This is a genomic window from Kribbella sp. NBC_00889 (genome assembly GCF_045207705.1).
Taxonomy (GTDB): domain Bacteria; phylum Actinomycetota; class Actinomycetes; order Propionibacteriales; family Kribbellaceae; genus Kribbella.
This window is the reverse complement of record NZ_CP108783.1, coordinates 8,883,395-8,899,823: the sequence shown is the minus strand read 5'-3', so window position 1 is coordinate 8,899,823 and position 16,429 is coordinate 8,883,395. Positions and strand designations below refer to the sequence as shown.

General features: G+C 69.8%; 15 protein-coding genes. 14 read left to right on the top strand and 1 reads right to left on the bottom strand.

The window, feature by feature from the left end:
* Positions 1-15: 15 nt before the first annotated feature.
* The 14 genes from OG817_RS43910 to OG817_RS43845 all read left to right on the top strand — a co-directional run bounded on the left by OG817_RS43910 (position 16) and on the right by OG817_RS43845 (position 15,924).
* Positions 16-807 carry a thymidylate synthase gene (locus tag OG817_RS43910; RefSeq protein WP_406051029.1) on the top strand — a complete coding sequence of 264 codons (792 nt, stop codon included), beginning with the start codon at positions 16-18 and terminating at the stop codon, positions 805-807.
* Positions 808-954: 147 nt separating this feature from the next.
* The gene (locus OG817_RS43905) at positions 955-2,226 is read left to right on the top strand and encodes a toxic anion resistance protein (RefSeq protein WP_406051028.1); all 1,272 of its coding nucleotides are present in this window, start codon (positions 955-957) and stop codon (positions 2,224-2,226) included.
* Positions 2,227-2,265: 39 nt separating this feature from the next.
* Positions 2,266-2,841 carry a hypothetical protein gene (locus OG817_RS43900; protein ID WP_360444876.1) on the top strand — a complete coding sequence of 192 codons (576 nt, stop codon included), beginning with the start codon at positions 2,266-2,268 and terminating at the stop codon, positions 2,839-2,841.
* Complete coding sequence (locus OG817_RS43895) at positions 2,838-4,220, top strand: AAA family ATPase (protein WP_406051027.1); 1,383 nt, start codon at positions 2,838-2,840, stop codon at positions 4,218-4,220. The genes OG817_RS43900 and OG817_RS43895 overlap by 4 nt, the downstream gene beginning before the upstream one ends.
* Entirely contained in the window at positions 4,217-5,557 is a 1,341-nt protein-coding gene (locus OG817_RS43890; RefSeq protein WP_406051025.1) for a hypothetical protein, read from the top strand. The genes OG817_RS43895 and OG817_RS43890 overlap by 4 nt, the downstream gene beginning before the upstream one ends.
* Complete coding sequence (locus OG817_RS43885; protein WP_406051024.1) at positions 5,554-6,543, top strand: transporter substrate-binding domain-containing protein; 990 nt, start codon at positions 5,554-5,556, stop codon at positions 6,541-6,543. The genes OG817_RS43890 and OG817_RS43885 overlap by 4 nt, the downstream gene beginning before the upstream one ends.
* A complete protein-coding gene (locus OG817_RS43880) occupies positions 6,540-7,664 on the top strand; it encodes a hypothetical protein (RefSeq protein WP_406051023.1) in 1,125 nt (374 codons plus the stop codon). Before OG817_RS43885 ends, OG817_RS43880 begins: the two co-directional genes overlap by 4 nt.
* Positions 7,661-10,054 carry a tetratricopeptide repeat protein gene (locus OG817_RS43875; protein WP_406051022.1) on the top strand — a complete coding sequence of 798 codons (2,394 nt, stop codon included), beginning with the start codon at positions 7,661-7,663 and terminating at the stop codon, positions 10,052-10,054. The genes OG817_RS43880 and OG817_RS43875 overlap by 4 nt, the downstream gene beginning before the upstream one ends.
* Positions 10,039-11,106, top strand: coding sequence for a protein phosphatase 2C domain-containing protein (locus OG817_RS43870; protein WP_396392202.1), 1,068 nt, complete (start codon positions 10,039-10,041; stop codon positions 11,104-11,106). Before OG817_RS43875 ends, OG817_RS43870 begins: the two co-directional genes overlap by 16 nt.
* Before the next feature lie 15 nt (positions 11,107-11,121).
* Positions 11,122-12,399 (top strand): VWA domain-containing protein, encoded by a 1,278-nt coding sequence (locus OG817_RS43865; RefSeq protein WP_396392203.1) that lies wholly within the window; start codon positions 11,122-11,124, stop codon positions 12,397-12,399.
* Entirely contained in the window at positions 12,396-13,133 is a 738-nt protein-coding gene (locus OG817_RS43860; protein ID WP_406051021.1) for an FHA domain-containing protein, read from the top strand. The genes OG817_RS43865 and OG817_RS43860 overlap by 4 nt, the downstream gene beginning before the upstream one ends.
* Positions 13,134-13,190: 57 nt before the next feature.
* Positions 13,191-13,880, top strand: coding sequence for a Crp/Fnr family transcriptional regulator (locus OG817_RS43855; RefSeq protein WP_406051020.1), 690 nt, complete (start codon positions 13,191-13,193; stop codon positions 13,878-13,880).
* Positions 13,792-14,661 (top strand): NADP-dependent oxidoreductase, encoded by an 870-nt coding sequence (locus OG817_RS43850; protein ID WP_406051019.1) that lies wholly within the window; start codon positions 13,792-13,794, stop codon positions 14,659-14,661. The genes OG817_RS43855 and OG817_RS43850 overlap by 89 nt, the downstream gene beginning before the upstream one ends.
* Positions 14,662-14,727: 66 nt before the next feature.
* Positions 14,728-15,924 (top strand): epoxide hydrolase family protein, encoded by a 1,197-nt coding sequence (locus OG817_RS43845; RefSeq protein WP_406051018.1) that lies wholly within the window; start codon positions 14,728-14,730, stop codon positions 15,922-15,924.
* Positions 15,925-15,929: 5 nt separating this feature from the next.
* On the opposite strand, the gene OG817_RS43840 is transcribed toward OG817_RS43845, so the two are convergent.
* A complete protein-coding gene (locus tag OG817_RS43840) occupies positions 15,930-16,385 on the bottom strand; it encodes a hypothetical protein (protein ID WP_406051016.1) in 456 nt (151 codons plus the stop codon).
* Positions 16,386-16,429: the final 44 nt, after the last annotated feature.

The following is a 16,429-nucleotide window of genomic DNA, read 5'->3' as shown; positions in this document are numbered from 1 at the left end:
GGGTAGGTTGGCGGCATGCAGCAGTACCTGGATCTTCTACGGCACGTGCTGGACAACGGGGTGCAGAAGGGCGACCGGACCGGGACCGGCACGCTGAGCGTGTTCGGCCACCAGTCGCGCTACGACCTCCGCGCCGGATTCCCGGCGGTGACGACGAAGAAGCTGCATCTGCGGTCGGTGATCGGCGAGCTGATCTGGTTCCTCAGTGGCTCGACCAACGTCAAGTGGCTGCACGAGAACAACATCTCGATCTGGGACGAATGGGCCGACGCCGACGGCGAGCTAGGGCCGGTGTACGGCTACCAGTGGCGGTCCTGGCCGACGCCGGATGGCCGACACGTCGACCAGATCGCCGGCGTGATCGAGGCCATCAAGAAGAACCCGGACTCCCGGCGGCACATCGTGAACGCGTGGAACGTCGCGGACGTGGACAGCATGGCGTTGCCGCCCTGTCACACCATGTTCCAGTTCTACGTCGCCGACGGCCGACTGTCCTGCCAGCTCTACCAGCGCTCCGCCGACATCTTCCTCGGCGTGCCGTTCAACATCGCGTCGTACGCGCTGCTGACCCACATGGTGGCCCAGCAGACCGGGCTCGAGGTCGGCGACTTCGTCCACACGCTCGGTGACGCACATCTGTACCTGAACCACCTGGACCAGGCCCGCCTGCAGCTGACCCGGGAGCCCCGCGCGCAGCCGACCTTGAAGCTGACGCCACGCGACTCGATCGACTCCTACGAGATCGCCGATATCGAGCTGACCGGCTACGACCCGCACCCCGGCATCAAGGCCCCGATCGCCGTCTGACCAGGTCGCTGAGCCGTCAGCGACAACGACTACGCAACGGGACCGTCACTTGGGCCTGGAACCGCGTAGATTGTGTGCGCGTCACGGAGGTGACAGTGCGCGCGGGTGACGGGGACGCCGCGCGGAGGCCACCGGAGGGGAACGACGATGACCGAAGCCGACAACACACCAGGTACGCCGGCAGCCGCGGCCGCCGCACAGCCGGCGATGTCGCCGCTGCAGCCGCCGACCGCGACCGCGCCGGGGCTGATACTGACCGCGCCGCCGCCGTCACAGCCGGTTGCCGCGACCGCGGCACCGAGCCTGGCGCCGGCCGTTGACGCTGCCGCCCTGCCCGGCCTCGACGCGAAGGTGGACACCTTCTTGACCGCGCTGATGTCGGCCGAGCCGCGCTCGCCGGAGTTCGCGGCCAAGGCCAGTGACGTCCGCAGCATGGGCGACGTCGACATTCGCGCCGCCGCCGACAGCTCGAACCGGCTGCTCAAGTCGCCGGTGCGGGCGCTGCAGGAGGGCGGCCTGTCCGAGGGTTCGACCGTCGGCAAGACGCTGCTCGAACTGCGCCGTACGGTCGAGGACCTGGACCCGAAGGACGCGACCGGGCCGAAGAAGCTGCTCGGGATGATTCCGTTCGGCGACAAGATCGAGAACTACTTCCGCAAGTACCAGAGCGCGCAGAGCCACCTCGAGGGCATCCTGCACGCGCTGCGCAACGGCCAGGACGAGCTCGGCAAGGACAACGCCGCGCTGAACCTGGAGAAGCAGCAACTCTGGGACGCGATGTCCCGGCTGAACCAGTACGTGTACGTCGCCGAGCGGCTGGACGCGAGGCTGTCCGCGGCCATCGCCGAGCTGGATGCGACCAACCCAGACAAGGCGAAGGCGTTCCGCGAGGACGTGCTGTTCTACGTCCGGCAGAAGCACCAGGACCTGCTCACCCAGCTGGCCGTGTCGATCCAGAACTACCTGGCCATCGACATCGTGATCAAGAACAACATCGAGCTGATCAAGGGTGTCGACCGCGCGTCGACCACCACCGTCTCGGCGCTGCGTACGGCGGTCATCGTGGCGCAGGCCCTGAGCAACCAGAAGCTGGTGCTGGACCAGATCAGTGCGCTGAACACGACCACCAGCAACATGATCGAGCGCACCTCGCAGATGATGAAGGACAACTCGGTCGCGATCCAGCAGCAGGCCGCGTCGGCGACGATCGGGCTGCCGCAGCTGCAAGCGGCGTTCGCGAACATCTACGCGACCATGGACGCGATCGACACGTTCAAGGTGGAGGCGCTGGACAACATGGCCGCCACCATCGGCACGCTGGAGACCGAGGTGACCAAGTCCAGGAGCTACCTGGAGCGGGTCGCCCAGCAGGACCAGCGGGTCGTTCACGGCAGCCTCGATCTCGACCTCGGCCGCTGAGTCGCGGCCGCCGGGGACGACAGCTAGCGAGGGGACTGCATGGCGCTCGGTGACTTCTTGGCGCGGCTGACCGGCCGCAAGCAGGAGCCCGAGCCTGCCCCGACCCCCCGCGCACCGACGAACGACGACCTGCTGGCGGCGCTGGTCCGCGTCGAGCAGTTGGTTGCGGACGGCGCCGTACCAGCTGTGGTCGCGTCGCGGGTCGGACGGGTGGTCCGAGTGGTGCGGGAGACGATCCCGCGGCTGGGGAACCTCGGCGGGAGCGCCCAGGCGTACTCCGTGATGGCGACCGCGACGGACTACCTGCCGGAGGCGATCGGCGGCTACCTACGACTGCCACGGCAGTGGGCGGACACGCGGCCGGTGGACCGCGGCAAGACGTCGCTGATGATCCTGATCGACCAGTTGGACCTCCTGGGCGCAACGATGGACAAGGTGTTCGACGCGGTGAACCGGGCCGACGCGGCGGCGCTGATCGCCCATGGCCGGTTCCTGCAGGAGAAGTTCGGCACCGGCTCCACCGGCGGCGGCCTGGCCCTCGGTCCGACGGCCTCGACCCCGCCACCTGACATCACCGGACCACTACAACCACCATCCGGACGAGGAGAGGCATGAGCGGCGAGGGGGGACTCCGCGAGGCGCTGACCGAGCTGCTGACCGTGGCCGGCCGGGCCGGTGTCGCCGAGGACCGCGCCCGCTCCGAGGCGCTGTCGCTCGCGGCCGCGCTGGCCGAGTCGGCGCCGGGCGCACCGGCTGACTGGGGCAAGGTGGTCGAAGGCGCGACGACGCAGGACTTCTTCGACGCCGCCGTCCGCGGTCGTCGCTGGCGCGGTGCGCCGACCGGCGCGCTGAGCGAGCTGATCGCCGACGGCTCGGCAGAGAAGGTCGCCTACGCGAAGGCACTCGCGGAGGTGGCATCAGCGGCGTGCACGCTGGGCGAGCCGACGATGCGGGTCGTGGGCAACGCCTCGGTCGCGGCGGCAGCACAGCTGCAGGCTGCTGGTGCCCGACCGCCGCAGGTTGGCACGGCGCCGACCGGCAATCCGGTGTCGCCCACCGCGGGCCAGGCACAGGCGACTGCGCAGACGGCGACGCAGCCGGCTGTGGAGGAGGCCGAGCCGCCGAAGACAGTGGAAGAGTTGCTGGCTGAGCTGGACGAGTTGACCGGTCTGGAGCGGGTCAAGCGGGAGGTGCACCGGCAGGTCGCCGTACTGCGGGTGGAGAAGCTGCGGACCGAGGCAGGACTGAAGAGTCCGACCATCACGCGGCATCTGGTGTTCGTCGGCAACCCTGGGACGGGCAAGACCACGGTGGCGCGGCTGGTGAGCGGGATCTACAAGGCGCTGGGCCTGCTGTCGAAAGGGCAGCTGGTCGAGGTCGACCGGTCCGAGCTGGTCGCCGGGTACCTAGGCCAGACCGCGACGAAGACCGCCGAGGTGGTCGCGTCCGCGGCCGGCGGGGTGCTCTTCATCGACGAGGCGTACAGCCTGACCGCAGGAGACACCGGCGCCGATCAGTACGGGCGTGAGGCGGTCGACACGTTGGTCAAGGAGATGGAGGACCGGCGCGACGACCTGGTCGTGATCGTTGCCGGATACCCCGAGCCGATGGAGACCTTCATCGCCGCGAACCCTGGACTGGCCAGCCGGTTCCGGACCACGATCGCATTCGACGACTACAGCGACGACGAGCTGACCGACATCCTGACCGGGCTGTCGGAGGGCGCCGACTACGAGTTGGTGCCGGAAGCACTCGAACGGTTCCGGGAGATCCTGGCCGGCACGCCGCGGGATCGCTCGTTCGGCAACGGGCGGTTCGCCCGGAACGTGCTGGAGGCCGCGATCGGCCGGCATGCCTGGCGGCTGCGCGACGTGACGGCACCTACCAAGGACCAACTGCGTCAGATCCTCGCCGAGGACCTCAGCGACGAAGCCGAGGACCACACCGACGTACCTGAGCAGGTCGAGCAGGACGAGCAAGGAGACGAGGCGTGACCCAGACACAGAGTGCGCCGCAGCCCGCGACCTGGTCGCCGCCGGCCCAGCAGCCCGGTACGCCGGCTGTGCAGCCGCCGGCCTCTCAGACCGCGAGCCGGCGGAACGCGATCGCCCGGTGGTTCGACGGCACGCCCGGCCGGATGCGCGCCATCTTGATCCTGGCCGCGGTCATGAGCGTCGTCTTCGGCCTGTGCGCGGCGCAGGGGTTCCGTCAGTCCGACGGTGCCCTGAAGCGCGCCGAGGAGAACGCCGCCCAACTCGTCCGGATCCAGGAGATCCACACCAACCTGGTCAGCGCCAACGCCGACGCGACGAACGCCTTCCTGGTCGGCGGCCTCGAGCCACCGGCGCAGCGCCAGCACTTCGTCGACTCGATGGCGTCGGCCGCGGGCCTGATCGCCGAGGCTGCCACCGCGCAACCCGCGGACCAGGAGGCGCTCGGCGCGCTCAACAAGACGCTGCTGACGTACCAGGGTCTGATCGAGCAGGCGCGGGCGAACAACCGCCAGGGTCTCCCGATCGGATCGCAGTACCTGAGGGACGCGAACGCGGTCCTGCAGAACGACTCGCTCCCGCTGGTCCAGGCGCTGGTCCAGGCCAACGAGGACCGGACCGCCGACGAGTTCGGCGCCGTCAGCGACGGCACCATCTGGGTCCTCGTGAGCGGCGTCCTCACGCTCCTCGTGTTCGGCCTCACGCTCCGCTGGCTGGCCCGGCGTACGCACCGCTACATCAACGTGCCGATCGCGGCCGGCGCCCTCCTCGTCCTGGTGACCGTGATCGTCGGCAGCGTCGCCCTGTCCTCCGCGGCCGGCGACGCCTCCGACACCGAGGCCGATGCCTACGCCGACACCCTGGCGATGTCCCGGGCCCGGATCGCGGCGTACGACGCCCGCTCGAACGAGAGCCTCACGTTGATCGCCCGCGGCTCGGGTGATGCCTTCGACAAGGCGTACCAGGCCGCGGCCGGCCGGGTCGAGGAGCAACTGAGCAAGCTCTCGGGTACGGCGGCCGACGGCATCCGCACCGACTGGGACGCCTACCGGACTGTCCACGCCGAGGTCCGGAAGCGGGACACGGCCGGCCAGTGGGACAGCGCCGTGGACCTGGCCATCGGTACGTCGAAGGACCCGACGAACTCGGTCAAGACGTTCCAGGCATTCGACCAGGGCTCGGCCGACGAACTGACGAACACGAGTGCGGCGGTCACGTCCAACCTGTCCGACTCCCGCAACGGCCTGCCGCCGATCGGCTGGCTCGGCCTGCCGATCGGCATCGCGGCCGCGCTGCTGGTCGCGTGGGGCATGTCGCAGCGACTGGAGGAGTACCGATGAAGAAACTCACCCCGGCCGTCGTCGTGGCCGCTCTCCTCCTGACCGCCTGCAGCTCCGGCAACTACGACGCCACTCAGATCCCCGCCGAGCCCGCCCCGAAGGCCACCACCGCCGCACCGCCCGCGGAGCCCAAGCCGTGCGCAGACGGCCAGGATCCCTTGGCGTCGTACGCACCGGACGCCAACGTGCCCGCACCCGGAAGCGCGATGCCGGCCGGGACGATCCTGGAGAAGATCCAGAAACGCGGCCGCCTGATCGCCGGAGTGTCCGCGGACAGCCTGAACCTCGGCTCGCGGAACCCGATCACCGGGCAGATCGAGGGCTTCGACATCGACATGATCAACATGGTCGCGGACGCGATCTTCGGCCCGCCGGCGGCCGGCCAGCCGCACAAGGTCGAACTGCGGGTGATCTCCAGCCCGCAGCGAATCCCGTTGCTGATGGACGGTGCGGTCGACATCGTCGCCCGGAACATGACGATCAACTGCGCCCGCTGGGACCAGATCGCCTTCTCTGCCGAGTACTACCGCTCCGGCCAGAAGACGCTGGTGCAGTCCGACTCGACGGCGAAGAGCGTTGCCGATCTGTCCGGCAAGACGATCTGCGCGCCGGCAGGGTCGACCAGTCTGGACAACCTGAAGCGCAAGAACCCCGCGGTCAAGCCGATCACCGCCGACTCCGACACCGGCTGCCTGGTGCTGTTCCAGCAGGGCAAGGCGGCCGGGATCTCCGGCGACGACACGGTGCTGGCCGGCGATGCGGCACAGGACCCGTACGCCAAGATTCTCCCGGAGCGGTTCAGCGACGAGCCGTACGGTCTCGGCTTCCAGAAGGGGCACCCCGAGTTCGTCAGGCTGGTGAACAAGGCGCTGGCGGACATGAAGGCCGACGGCCGCTGGCAAACCTCGTACACCAAGTGGCTCGGCAAGCTGGGCAAGACGAATCCGCCGGCACCGATCTACGGCCGGACCCAGGGCCTGTCATGACCGTTCGTACGCCGACTGCCTCGGCGCCGGCGCCGCCGGGGAAGATGGGGAGCAGCGTTCCGGCGACGGAGCTGCTCTCGTTCCTCGACGCGCTGGGGACGTGGCGCGACCGGCGCAAGGCCGAGCTGGATGAGCTCGACCAGGCCGCGCTGCACTCCCCCGAGTCCGACGCGCTGAGTGCGGACGTCGTACTCGCGATGGCGGTCTGGAAGGCGGTGTCGGATCGGTACGAGCTGATCCTGATCACCTGGGACTCCGGCCGGGTCGGGTCGAAGGAGACCGAGCGGATCAGCACCCTGATCTGGGGCGGCCTGGACACCGGCGGCGCGGGCGGGTCACTCGCGGTTTCATTGCCCGAGGCATGTAAGTTGTCGGATGCGCTGGCGTCCAGTCTGCGGGCCAAACTCGCGCTGGAGCCGGGTGACGCCGACCTGGCCGCCCGGCTGCGGCAGTTGCGCGCCCAGGTCGAGCGGATCAACGACCTCGTCAAGCTCGAACCGGCCGGCACCCGCAACGCCGCGATCGCGGAGCACCACGACCTCGATCGCCGGGTGACCGACCTGGCCGATCGGAACAAGCGCGGCGCGGACATCGGCGGGCTGATCGGCCCGCTGGAGATTGACCTGGCCCGGAGCGAGCGGGACCTCATCGTCGGTGCGGCGACCCGCAAGGAGCGCGCGGCCGACGTCGCGCGTGCACGGTCGCTGCGCAGCGAACTGGAGGCACAGGGCCAGGCGGTGCGGAGTCTCGCCGACAAAGCGGTCGCCACGGTCATGCCGGCCCCGCGTCTCGCCGTACCTGATGTGACCGCGCTCGGACCGGTGCCGAACACGCCGTCCGAGCTGGAGAAGTACCTGGCCCGGCTGGACGCCGTACGTCGTGCGCTCGGTCAGGCACAGGCGGCGTACGGCGCCGTACTGGAGCGTCGGGACGAGCTGGCCGCCCGGCTGGACGCGTACCAGGTGAAGGCGGCGAGTGTTGCTCCAGGCAATGAAGATCTCGCCGAGCTGTACCGGCGCGGCCGTGCGGTGATCGAGTCGGAACCGGTGGAGCTGGCCCGGCTGGGTGCACTGGTGACGGCTTACCAGGCCTACCTGGAAGCCACAGGAGGGACGAAATGACGACGACCATTGCCTGTACGCAGCCCGGCTGCACCGGGAGCATCCAGGACGGGTACTGCGACGTGTGCGGCTCGCCCGCATCTGCAGCCGCGACCAGTCCATCGACCGGTCCGAGCCCGTCGACCGGTGCCTGCACGCAGCCCGGCTGCACCGGCACGTTCGTGGACGGCTACTGCGACGTCTGTGGCACACCGGCGCCCTCTGGTGCGGTCAGCCCGTCCGCCGTTGCCGGAGCCGCTAGCGTCACCACGCCGGACATGCCGGACCCGATCAGCAGCCCTTCAACGGTTTCGCGCGCATCCAACCGGCTCGCATCAACCCCGCTCGGCTCGGCCCGCGCGGGCGCGGCCGGTTCGAAGCTGACCCGCAAACTGGGTACGTCGTCCACGCGACTGCGCGGAGCGCGGCTCGGCGCCGGCCTGACCCAGGTGCCGTCGATCCCCGCGATCGACGCCAGCAAAGCGATCCTGGTCAATCCGATGGTTCCCGAGGACCGCCGGAACTGTCCGAGCTGCGGCCATGAGGTCGGCCGCGCCCGCGGCGACCAGCCCGGCCGGACCGAGGGTTTCTGCCCGACGTGCCGCAGCAAGTTCTCGTTCTCGCCGAAGCTGCACGCGGGTGACCTGGTCGGCGGCCAGTACCAGGTGGCCGGCTGCCTGGCGCACGGCGGCTTCGGCTGGATCTACCTGGCCCGGGACAAGAACGTGTCCGACCGGTGGGTGGTGCTGAAGGGCCTGCTCAACTCCGAGGACCCGGACGCGGTCGCCGCCGCGATCGCCGAGCAGCAGTTCCTGGCCCGCGTCGAGCACCCGCTGATCGTCGAGATCTACAACTTCGTCACCCACGACGGCGCCGGCTACATCGTGATGGAGTACGTCGGCGGCACCTCGCTGAAGACGTTGCTCAAGCAACGGATGGCCGCGAACCACGGGCAGTACGACGCGCTGCCGATCGACCAGGCGATCGCGTACCTCCTCGAGATCCTGCCCGCGTTCTCGTACCTGCACGACCTCGAACTGCTGTACTGCGACTTCAAGCCGGACAACATCATCCAGGTCGGCGACGCGGTCAAGCTGATCGACCTCGGCGGGGTCCGGCGGATCGACGACCTCGACTCGGCGATCTACGGCACGGTCGGTTTCCAGGCCCCCGAGGTAGCCGAGGTCGGACCGTCGGTCGCGTCCGACATCTTCACGCTCGGCCGGACGTTGTGCGTGCTGGCGATGGAGTTCCGCGGCTACCAGTCGCGGTACGTCGATTCGTTGCCGCCGGTGAACGACGTACCGCTGTTCCAGAAGTACGACTCGGTGTACCGGCTGCTGGCCAAGGCGTGTGCGAAGGACCCGGCGGACCGGTTCCAGTCGGCGGACGAGTTCCGCGTGCAGCTGCTCGGCGTACTGCGGGAGGTCGTCGCGGACAAGCAGGGCGACAAGGCGGCGCAGCACTCGGCGTCGTCGCTGCTGTTCGGCACGCCTGGTGACAAGTTGGCAGGGCTGGTAGACCAGGCTGAGCCCTGGCAGCAGTTGCCATCGCTGGCGCCGGACGACAGCGACAAGATGGCCGGCTGGCTGAAGACTGTGAGCGTTCCGGACGCCGCCAAGCGGCTCGAAGTGCTGGTGGACGCGCCGGAGTCGTCGGCACAGATCCTGCTGGAGATTGCGGAGGCGGCGCTCGAGGTGGGCGAGGAGCGCTACGACATGGTCGACACCGCGGTGTCCGACCTGCTCGCCGAGGACCCGTGGGAGTGGCGGGCGGTCTGGATGGCCGGACTGGTCGCTCTGGCCCGCGGCGACGCGCCCGGTGCGCAGTCGGCTTTCAACGCCGTTTACGGCCAGGTACCGGGTGAGCTCGGGCCGAAGCTGGCGCTGGCGATCGCCTGCGAGCAGAGCGGCGAGTACGACGTTGCCGAGGGCCTCTACCTCACCTGCGCCCGCACGGACGCCAACTACATCGCGCCCTCGGCGTTCGGTCTGGCCGCCATCCGCACGCAGCGGAACGACCTCGACGGAGCCCTGGCCGCACTCGATCTGGTGCCGCGAACCAGCGGCGCGTACGTGCGGGCCCGTCGCCAGCGAGCCGGTCTGCTGGCAGGATCGGGGCGTGGCCTGCCCGCGCTCGCTCAGGCGATGGACAGCATCGACGCGCTGACCATCGACCCGGTCGACCGGGCCAACCTGGCCGCGGACGTGTTCCGGACCGCGCTGGCCGAGGTCCAGCAGTCCGGTCCGCAGGAAGGACTGCGGATCGACGGACGGGAGGCGACCGAGCCGGACCTGCGGGACGGGCTCGAGGCCACCTACCGGCAATTGGCCGACCAGGCCGAGAGCCGGCCGGAACGGATCGCCCTGGTCGACCAGGCCAACGAGGTTCGAGGATGGACGTTGCGATGACGAGTACGACCCAGACGGTCTGCCCCAGCTGTGGCGGGCAAGTGTCCGAGGCCGATCGCTTCTGCGAGGCCTGCGGCGCCGAGCTCAACCCGACGGCCGCCCCCGCCAGTCCTGCCTTGGACACCGACACCGAGCCCACGGTCGAGATCAGCACCGCCCCTGCGGCCGAGCCGGTCGGGCCGTGCCGGTCCTGTGGTGGTGCGATCGGCGCCGAGGGCTACTGCGAGACCTGCGGAACGAAGGCGAGCAAACCGCGCGACCACTTCGACGAGCACCCCGCACCGTGGGTGGCCGGAGTGTGCGACCGCGGCATCCGGCACAGCCGCAACGAGGACGCACTGGCCATTGCGGCCGACGCGGAGCCTGGCAGCCGGGCGCTACTGGTCGTCTGTGACGGTGTGAGCTCGTCACTCGACTCAGACGTCGCCAGTCTGGCCGCAGCACGCGCCGCACGCGAGGTCCTGGTGGCTGGGCACGCCCAGGGCATCGGCACCGAGTCGTCGCACAGCAATGCGATCGTGGCCAGGCTCAAAGCGGCTGCCGACGCCGCCAATGACGCCGTACTGGACAACACGAGTCCTGACAGTCCGAACCCGGCGTCGTGCACGTTCGTGGCGGCCGTACTGGAGGACGGTCTGCTGGTGGCCGGTGCAGTCGGGGACAGCCGCGCGTACTGGTTCCCGGACGAGGACGAAGCGGTGCCACTGACCGTGGACGACTCGTGGGCCGCGGAGCTGATCGCGACCGGTATCCCCCGCGCCGAGGCCGAATCCGGACCGCACGCACACGCGATCACCCGCTGGCTCGGCAAGGACGCACCGGACCACACCCCCCGGACCACCACGCTCCGCCCGGCCGGACCGGGCTGGATCCTGGTCTGCTCGGACGGGTTGTGGAACTACTGCTCCGAGGCGGCACCGCTGGCCGACCTCGTACGTCAGACCGCTGCGGCGCACGGTGGCGAGCCGCTGGCCACCGCGTCCGCCCTGGTCGACTGGGCCAACGCCCAGGGCGGTCAGGACAACATCACCGTCGCGCTTGCACGGATCTAAGGAAAGGACGCCGAGATGGCAGAGTTCTCCGCCACCGTCTACCAGAACGAGTTCCTGCCCGACGGCGGAACCGACGTACACGCGATCGTCACGGTGAACTGCAGCGGCGCCGGTGCGGCCGGGCAGTCCGGCAGCGGTGACGCCGGCGAGATCATCATCGTCGACACCTCCGGCTCGATGGGCGCCGACGGCGTCCGGGCCGCCGGGTTCGCCGCGCAGACCGCGCTCGACCAGATCCTCGACGGTGTCTGGTTCGCGGTGATCTCCGGCAACGACCGGGCCCAGCTGGCGTTCCCGCCGTCGCCGGAGCCGGTGATGGTCAAGATGGACCAGTTCACCCGGCAGGCGGCCAAGGACGCGGTGGCCCGGTTCTACGCCGACGGCGGGACCGCGATGGGCACCTGGCTGCGACTCGCGTCGCGGTTGTTCGCGACCGTACCGTCGCTGACCCAGAAGCACGCGATCCTGCTCACCGACGGCGAGAACCAGCACGAGACGCCCGAGGTACTGACCGAGACGATCAAGGCGGTCACCGGCCAGTTCCAGTGCGACACCCGCGGTGTCGGCGTGGCCTGGCAGGTCGACGAGGTACGGCGGATCGCTCAAGCGCTGCTCGGCACGGTCGACATCATCCCGGCTCCGGACCAGCTCGCGGCCGAGTTCTCCAAGCTGATCCAGAACGCGATGAGCCGCGGTGTCGCACAGGCCGACCTGCGGGTCTGGGCTCCGCAAGGTGCCGAGGTGCTGTTCGTCCGGCAGGTCGCGCCGACCGTCGAGGACCTGACGTCACGCCGTACGGCGATCAATCCGCTCACCGGGTCGTACCCGACCGGCTCGTGGGGTGACGAGTCGCGTGACTACCACGTGGCGATCCGGCTGGCCGCCAAGGGGATCGGGCAGGAGCAGTTGGCCGCCCGCGTGCAGTTGGTGATCGGTGACGACGTGGTCGCACAGGGCCTGGTCAAGGCGCTGTGGTCCGCGGACGAGGCGCTCACCACACGGATCAGCCCCGAGGTCGCGCACTACACCGGGCAGACCGAGCTGGCCGACGCGATCCAGGAAGGCCTGGCCGCGAAGGCCGCCGGCGACACCGAGACCGCGACCACCAAGCTCGGCCGGGCAGTCCAATTGGCGGCGCAGACCGGCAACGAGGAAGCGACCACCCGGCTGCGCAAGGTGGTCGACATCGACGACCAGGAGGCCGGGACCGTGCGGCTGAAGCGGACCGTCGAGAAGGCCGACGAGATGGCACTCGATACGGCCTCCACCAAGACCACCCGGGTGAAGAAATGACGACGGTCACCTGTCCGAGCGGACACCCGTCCACCTCGAGCGACTACTGCGACGTCTGCGGCCTGCCGATCGGCACCGCGGCAACCCCGGCGGCCGCCTCGGTGCCGGCACCGGCCGTCGCCGCGCCGGCGCCTGCGCCCGCTCAGGCCGCCCAGTCCTGCCCGAACTGCTCGGAGCCGGCCGCCACCGACGCCTTGTTCTGCGAGAGCTGCGGCTACGACTTCACCACCGGCACCATGCCGCGCGCTGCCTCCTCACTCGACCTGTCCGCGCCTGGCGCGCCGGTCCCGCCGATGCCCCCGGCACCGGCTGCCGAGGTCGCCGAATGGGTCGTTGAGCGGTGGGTCGATCCGGACTGGTACGCCGTACAGCAGAGCGACGACCCGTGTCCGTCGCCCGGTCTGCCGGTTGTGATCCCGCTGAACGACAAGAGCGTGCTGGTCGGCCGCCCATCCCGCAGCCGCGGCATCACGCCCGAGGTCGACTGCGGAGACGACACCGGCGTCAGCCGCCGGCAAGCGCAACTCACGACCGACGGTCAGCGTTGGTGGGTCGAGGACCTCCAGTCCTCGAACGGGACCTACGTAGGGCCTGCGTCCGGGCCGCTTCCCGAGGACCCGATCTCCCCTGGGCAGCGACGTGAGCTCAACCCGGACGACCGCGTGTACGTCGGCGCCTGGACACGTCTCGTCGTCCGCAAGTCCACCCCGGAAGAACAAGCCGGCCAAGCCTGAGGGTGCTCGTGCTCGCCTGGCTTGTCGGGTGCGGCGGGTGGGTGGTGTTGTGAACGCATGAGTGAATTCGAGCGCTTCCTGGCTCAGCTCCCGGCGGCCGAGGCGGCACGCGGTCGCGAGGTGTTCCGGCCTGCGCGGGTCGAACGCGGTGAGCTGATGGTCCGGGCCGGCGACCGGCCCGACCGGGTCGGATTCGTCGAGCGTGGGCTCTTCCGGCTGTATGCCACCGACCCGGCGGGGACCGAGCGGACGATGGGATTCCGTGCGGAGGGCGAGCTTGTCTGCGCCTACAGCGCGGCGCTGCGCAAGGAGGCCTCGCAGCTCACGATCGAGGCGCTCGAGCCGGCCGAGCTCATGGTCGCCCCGCGGTCCGGATACGACGCGATGGTCGCGGCGAACCCGGGCTGGCAGCGGCTCGTCGCCCGGCTCACCGAGGAGCTCTACCTTCGCGTCGAACAGCGGCAGAGCGAACTGCTGCTGACCGACGCGACCGCACGGTACCGGCAGTTCCTGGCCGACCACGGCGCCCTCGCGACCCGGCTGACCCAGCGCCAGATCGCGTCGTACGTCGGTGTCACACCCGAGGCCCTGAGCCGGATCCGGCGACGATTGATCTCGATCAACGACGACCGGCCCGACAGTGCCTACGGTCGGGAACATGACGACGATGCGCGTGATGGCGACCGATCGAGTCGGCCCCGGAGCGGCCCTTCGGCCGCACGCCCTACCGGTGAGGCGACCGGCTGACGGCGAGATCCTGATCAAGGTCATGGCCGCCGCGGTCAACCAGGCCGACCTCGGCATGGTGGCCGGGAACTACCGCTGGTACGACGAACTGCGGCTACCGCTCGTCCCCGGGTACGACGTGGCCGGCGTGGTCGAGGCGGGCGACTGGGAGGCCGGGGCCGCGGTGATCGCGAGCACCGGTCATTCCCGGACGCAGGTCGGCGGCTATGCGGAGTACGTGACGCTCCCGGCAGGCCACGTGGCCGCGGCGCCGGCGAACCTCGACTGGGTCGAGGCCGCCACGCTGCCGCTGGCCGCACTCACCGCCCACCAGGCGCTGGACCTCCTCGATCTCGGAGCCGGCCAGACGCTCTTGGTCAACGGAGCGCGTGGTGCGGTCGGACGGTTCGCGGCCGAACTCGCTGTCGCTCGGGGAATCACCGTCCTCACGCCGGACTCGACGACCACGCCCGCGCCCGCCTCGGCCGACGCCGCCCTGGACGTCGTCGGCGGCCCGCGGGCCCGTGCGGCGTTCGCCGCTGTCCGCGACGGTGGCAGGTATGTCACGGCAGTCCCGGAGTTCTGGGTCCCCGGCGGTCAATTCACCCCGGCGCGCGGCATCGAGCCCACGATCGTCCGGGCCGAGCCCGACGGCCGGCGCCTGGATGAGATCGCGCGCGCCGTCGAGGCCGGCCGCATCACCACGACCGTCGCCAAGACCTTCGCCCTCACCGAAGCCGCCGCTGCCCTTGACCTGCTGAGAGCAGGAGGCGTCCGCGGCAAGCTGGTCCTGATCCCCTGACCTTCCTCTTCAGAAAGTCTTCCATTGCGGAAGGGAACTCGCCGCAATGGTTTATAGCGTGTGGGTATGACGACGAACACGGACATCAGGCCCTTCCGGATCGAGATTTCGCAGGCGGAGGTGGATGACCTCAAGGCGCGGCTGACCAACGCACGATGGCCCGCGACGCCGCCGGTGGACGACTGGAGCCGCGGGGTTCCTGTCAGCTACCTGAAGGAGCTGGCCGAGTACTGGGCCAACGACTACGACTGGCGGGCCGCTGAGGCCGCGCTGAACGAGAGTCCGCAGTTCACGACCGAGATCAACGGTCAGCGCATCCACTTCTTCCACCAGCGGTCCGCGTCGCCGGACGCATTGCCGCTGATCCTGACCCACGGGTGGCCGGGGTCGCCGGTGGAGTTCCAGCAGATGATCGGGCGGCTGACCGATCCGGCGGCGTACGGCGGTGATCCGGCTGACGCGTTCCACGTCGTCGTACCGTCGCTGCCTGGCTACGGGTTCTCCACTCCGCTCGGACCCGGTGGATTCAACCTGTTCGGGGTGGCGCAGATGTGGGCCGAGCTGATGAGCAGGCTCGGGTACGAGCGGTACGCCGCCCACGGCACGGATGCCGGATCGGGTGTGGCGGGGATGCTGGCGATGGTGGATCCGGCGCACGTGGTCGGCGTACACCTGGCGGGAGTGACTGCGGGTACCCCGTTCGGGGATCCGTTGCCGCTGGACGGGTTGTCGGAGTCGGATCGGGCGCGTGCTGAGCGGTTCAACACGATGCTGGACGAGGGCTTCGGTTACCTGGTGCTGCAGTCGACGCGGCCGCAGACGCTGGCGTATTCGCTGAACGACTCGCCGATCGGGCAGCTCGCCTGGATCGTGGAGAAGTTCGCGGAGTGGACCGACCCGATCCACCCACTGCCGACCGAGGCGGTCGACCGGGATCAGTTGCTGACCAACATCAGCCTGTACTGGTTCACCGGTTCCGGCGCATCGTCGGCGCATGCGGTGTACGACGGTATGCGGGCCTGGAAGGCGATGGTCGCGCAGCAGGGACAGGGTGACTCCGAAGGCTGGGGCGGCCACGAGGTCAGCGGGCCTCCGACCGGAGTGGCGGTGTTCGGTGCCGAGAGCGCGATCCGCAGCCTGGCGGACCCGGCCGGCAAGATCGAGCACTGGAACGAGTACGAGCGCGGCGGCCACTTCGCCGCGATGGAGGTCCCCGACCTCCTGACCTCCGACCTGCGATCCTTCTTCACACCACTTCGCTGAGACCCCTAGTTGCCGGGCTGGGCCTCGTGGGTCCAGTCCGGCGACGGCTTGAAGCAGAGCCATTCGACGACGGCGGAGCCGACCACGATCGGGATCACCCAGGACCAGGCCTGATGCGGCAGGCTCACCACCACAATCGCTGTCCACAAGGCGATCCAGCCACCGCCGTAGCCGCGCAGCACACCGCGGTACCACAGACCGCCGGGTGCTTCGGCGGCCCGCTGGCCGAGGTACACGAACAGGTACGTCGCGACCGAGATCGGCCAGAACACCCACAACTGCGACCAGTCGTACGGCACCAGCACGAGGGCAGTCAGGCAGACGAGTGCGATCGCCCAGTGGTAGACCTCACCGGCCCAGGTCAGCCCGTGCCGCCGCAACGTGAGCACGATCGCGAGCGGTCCGAACACCACCGCCACCACTCCCGCGACGACGTGCAGGACGAGCGCGACGTCACGCATCGCCGGGCCTCCCCGACTCCGGGCAGGCACCGGAGCTCTCTGAC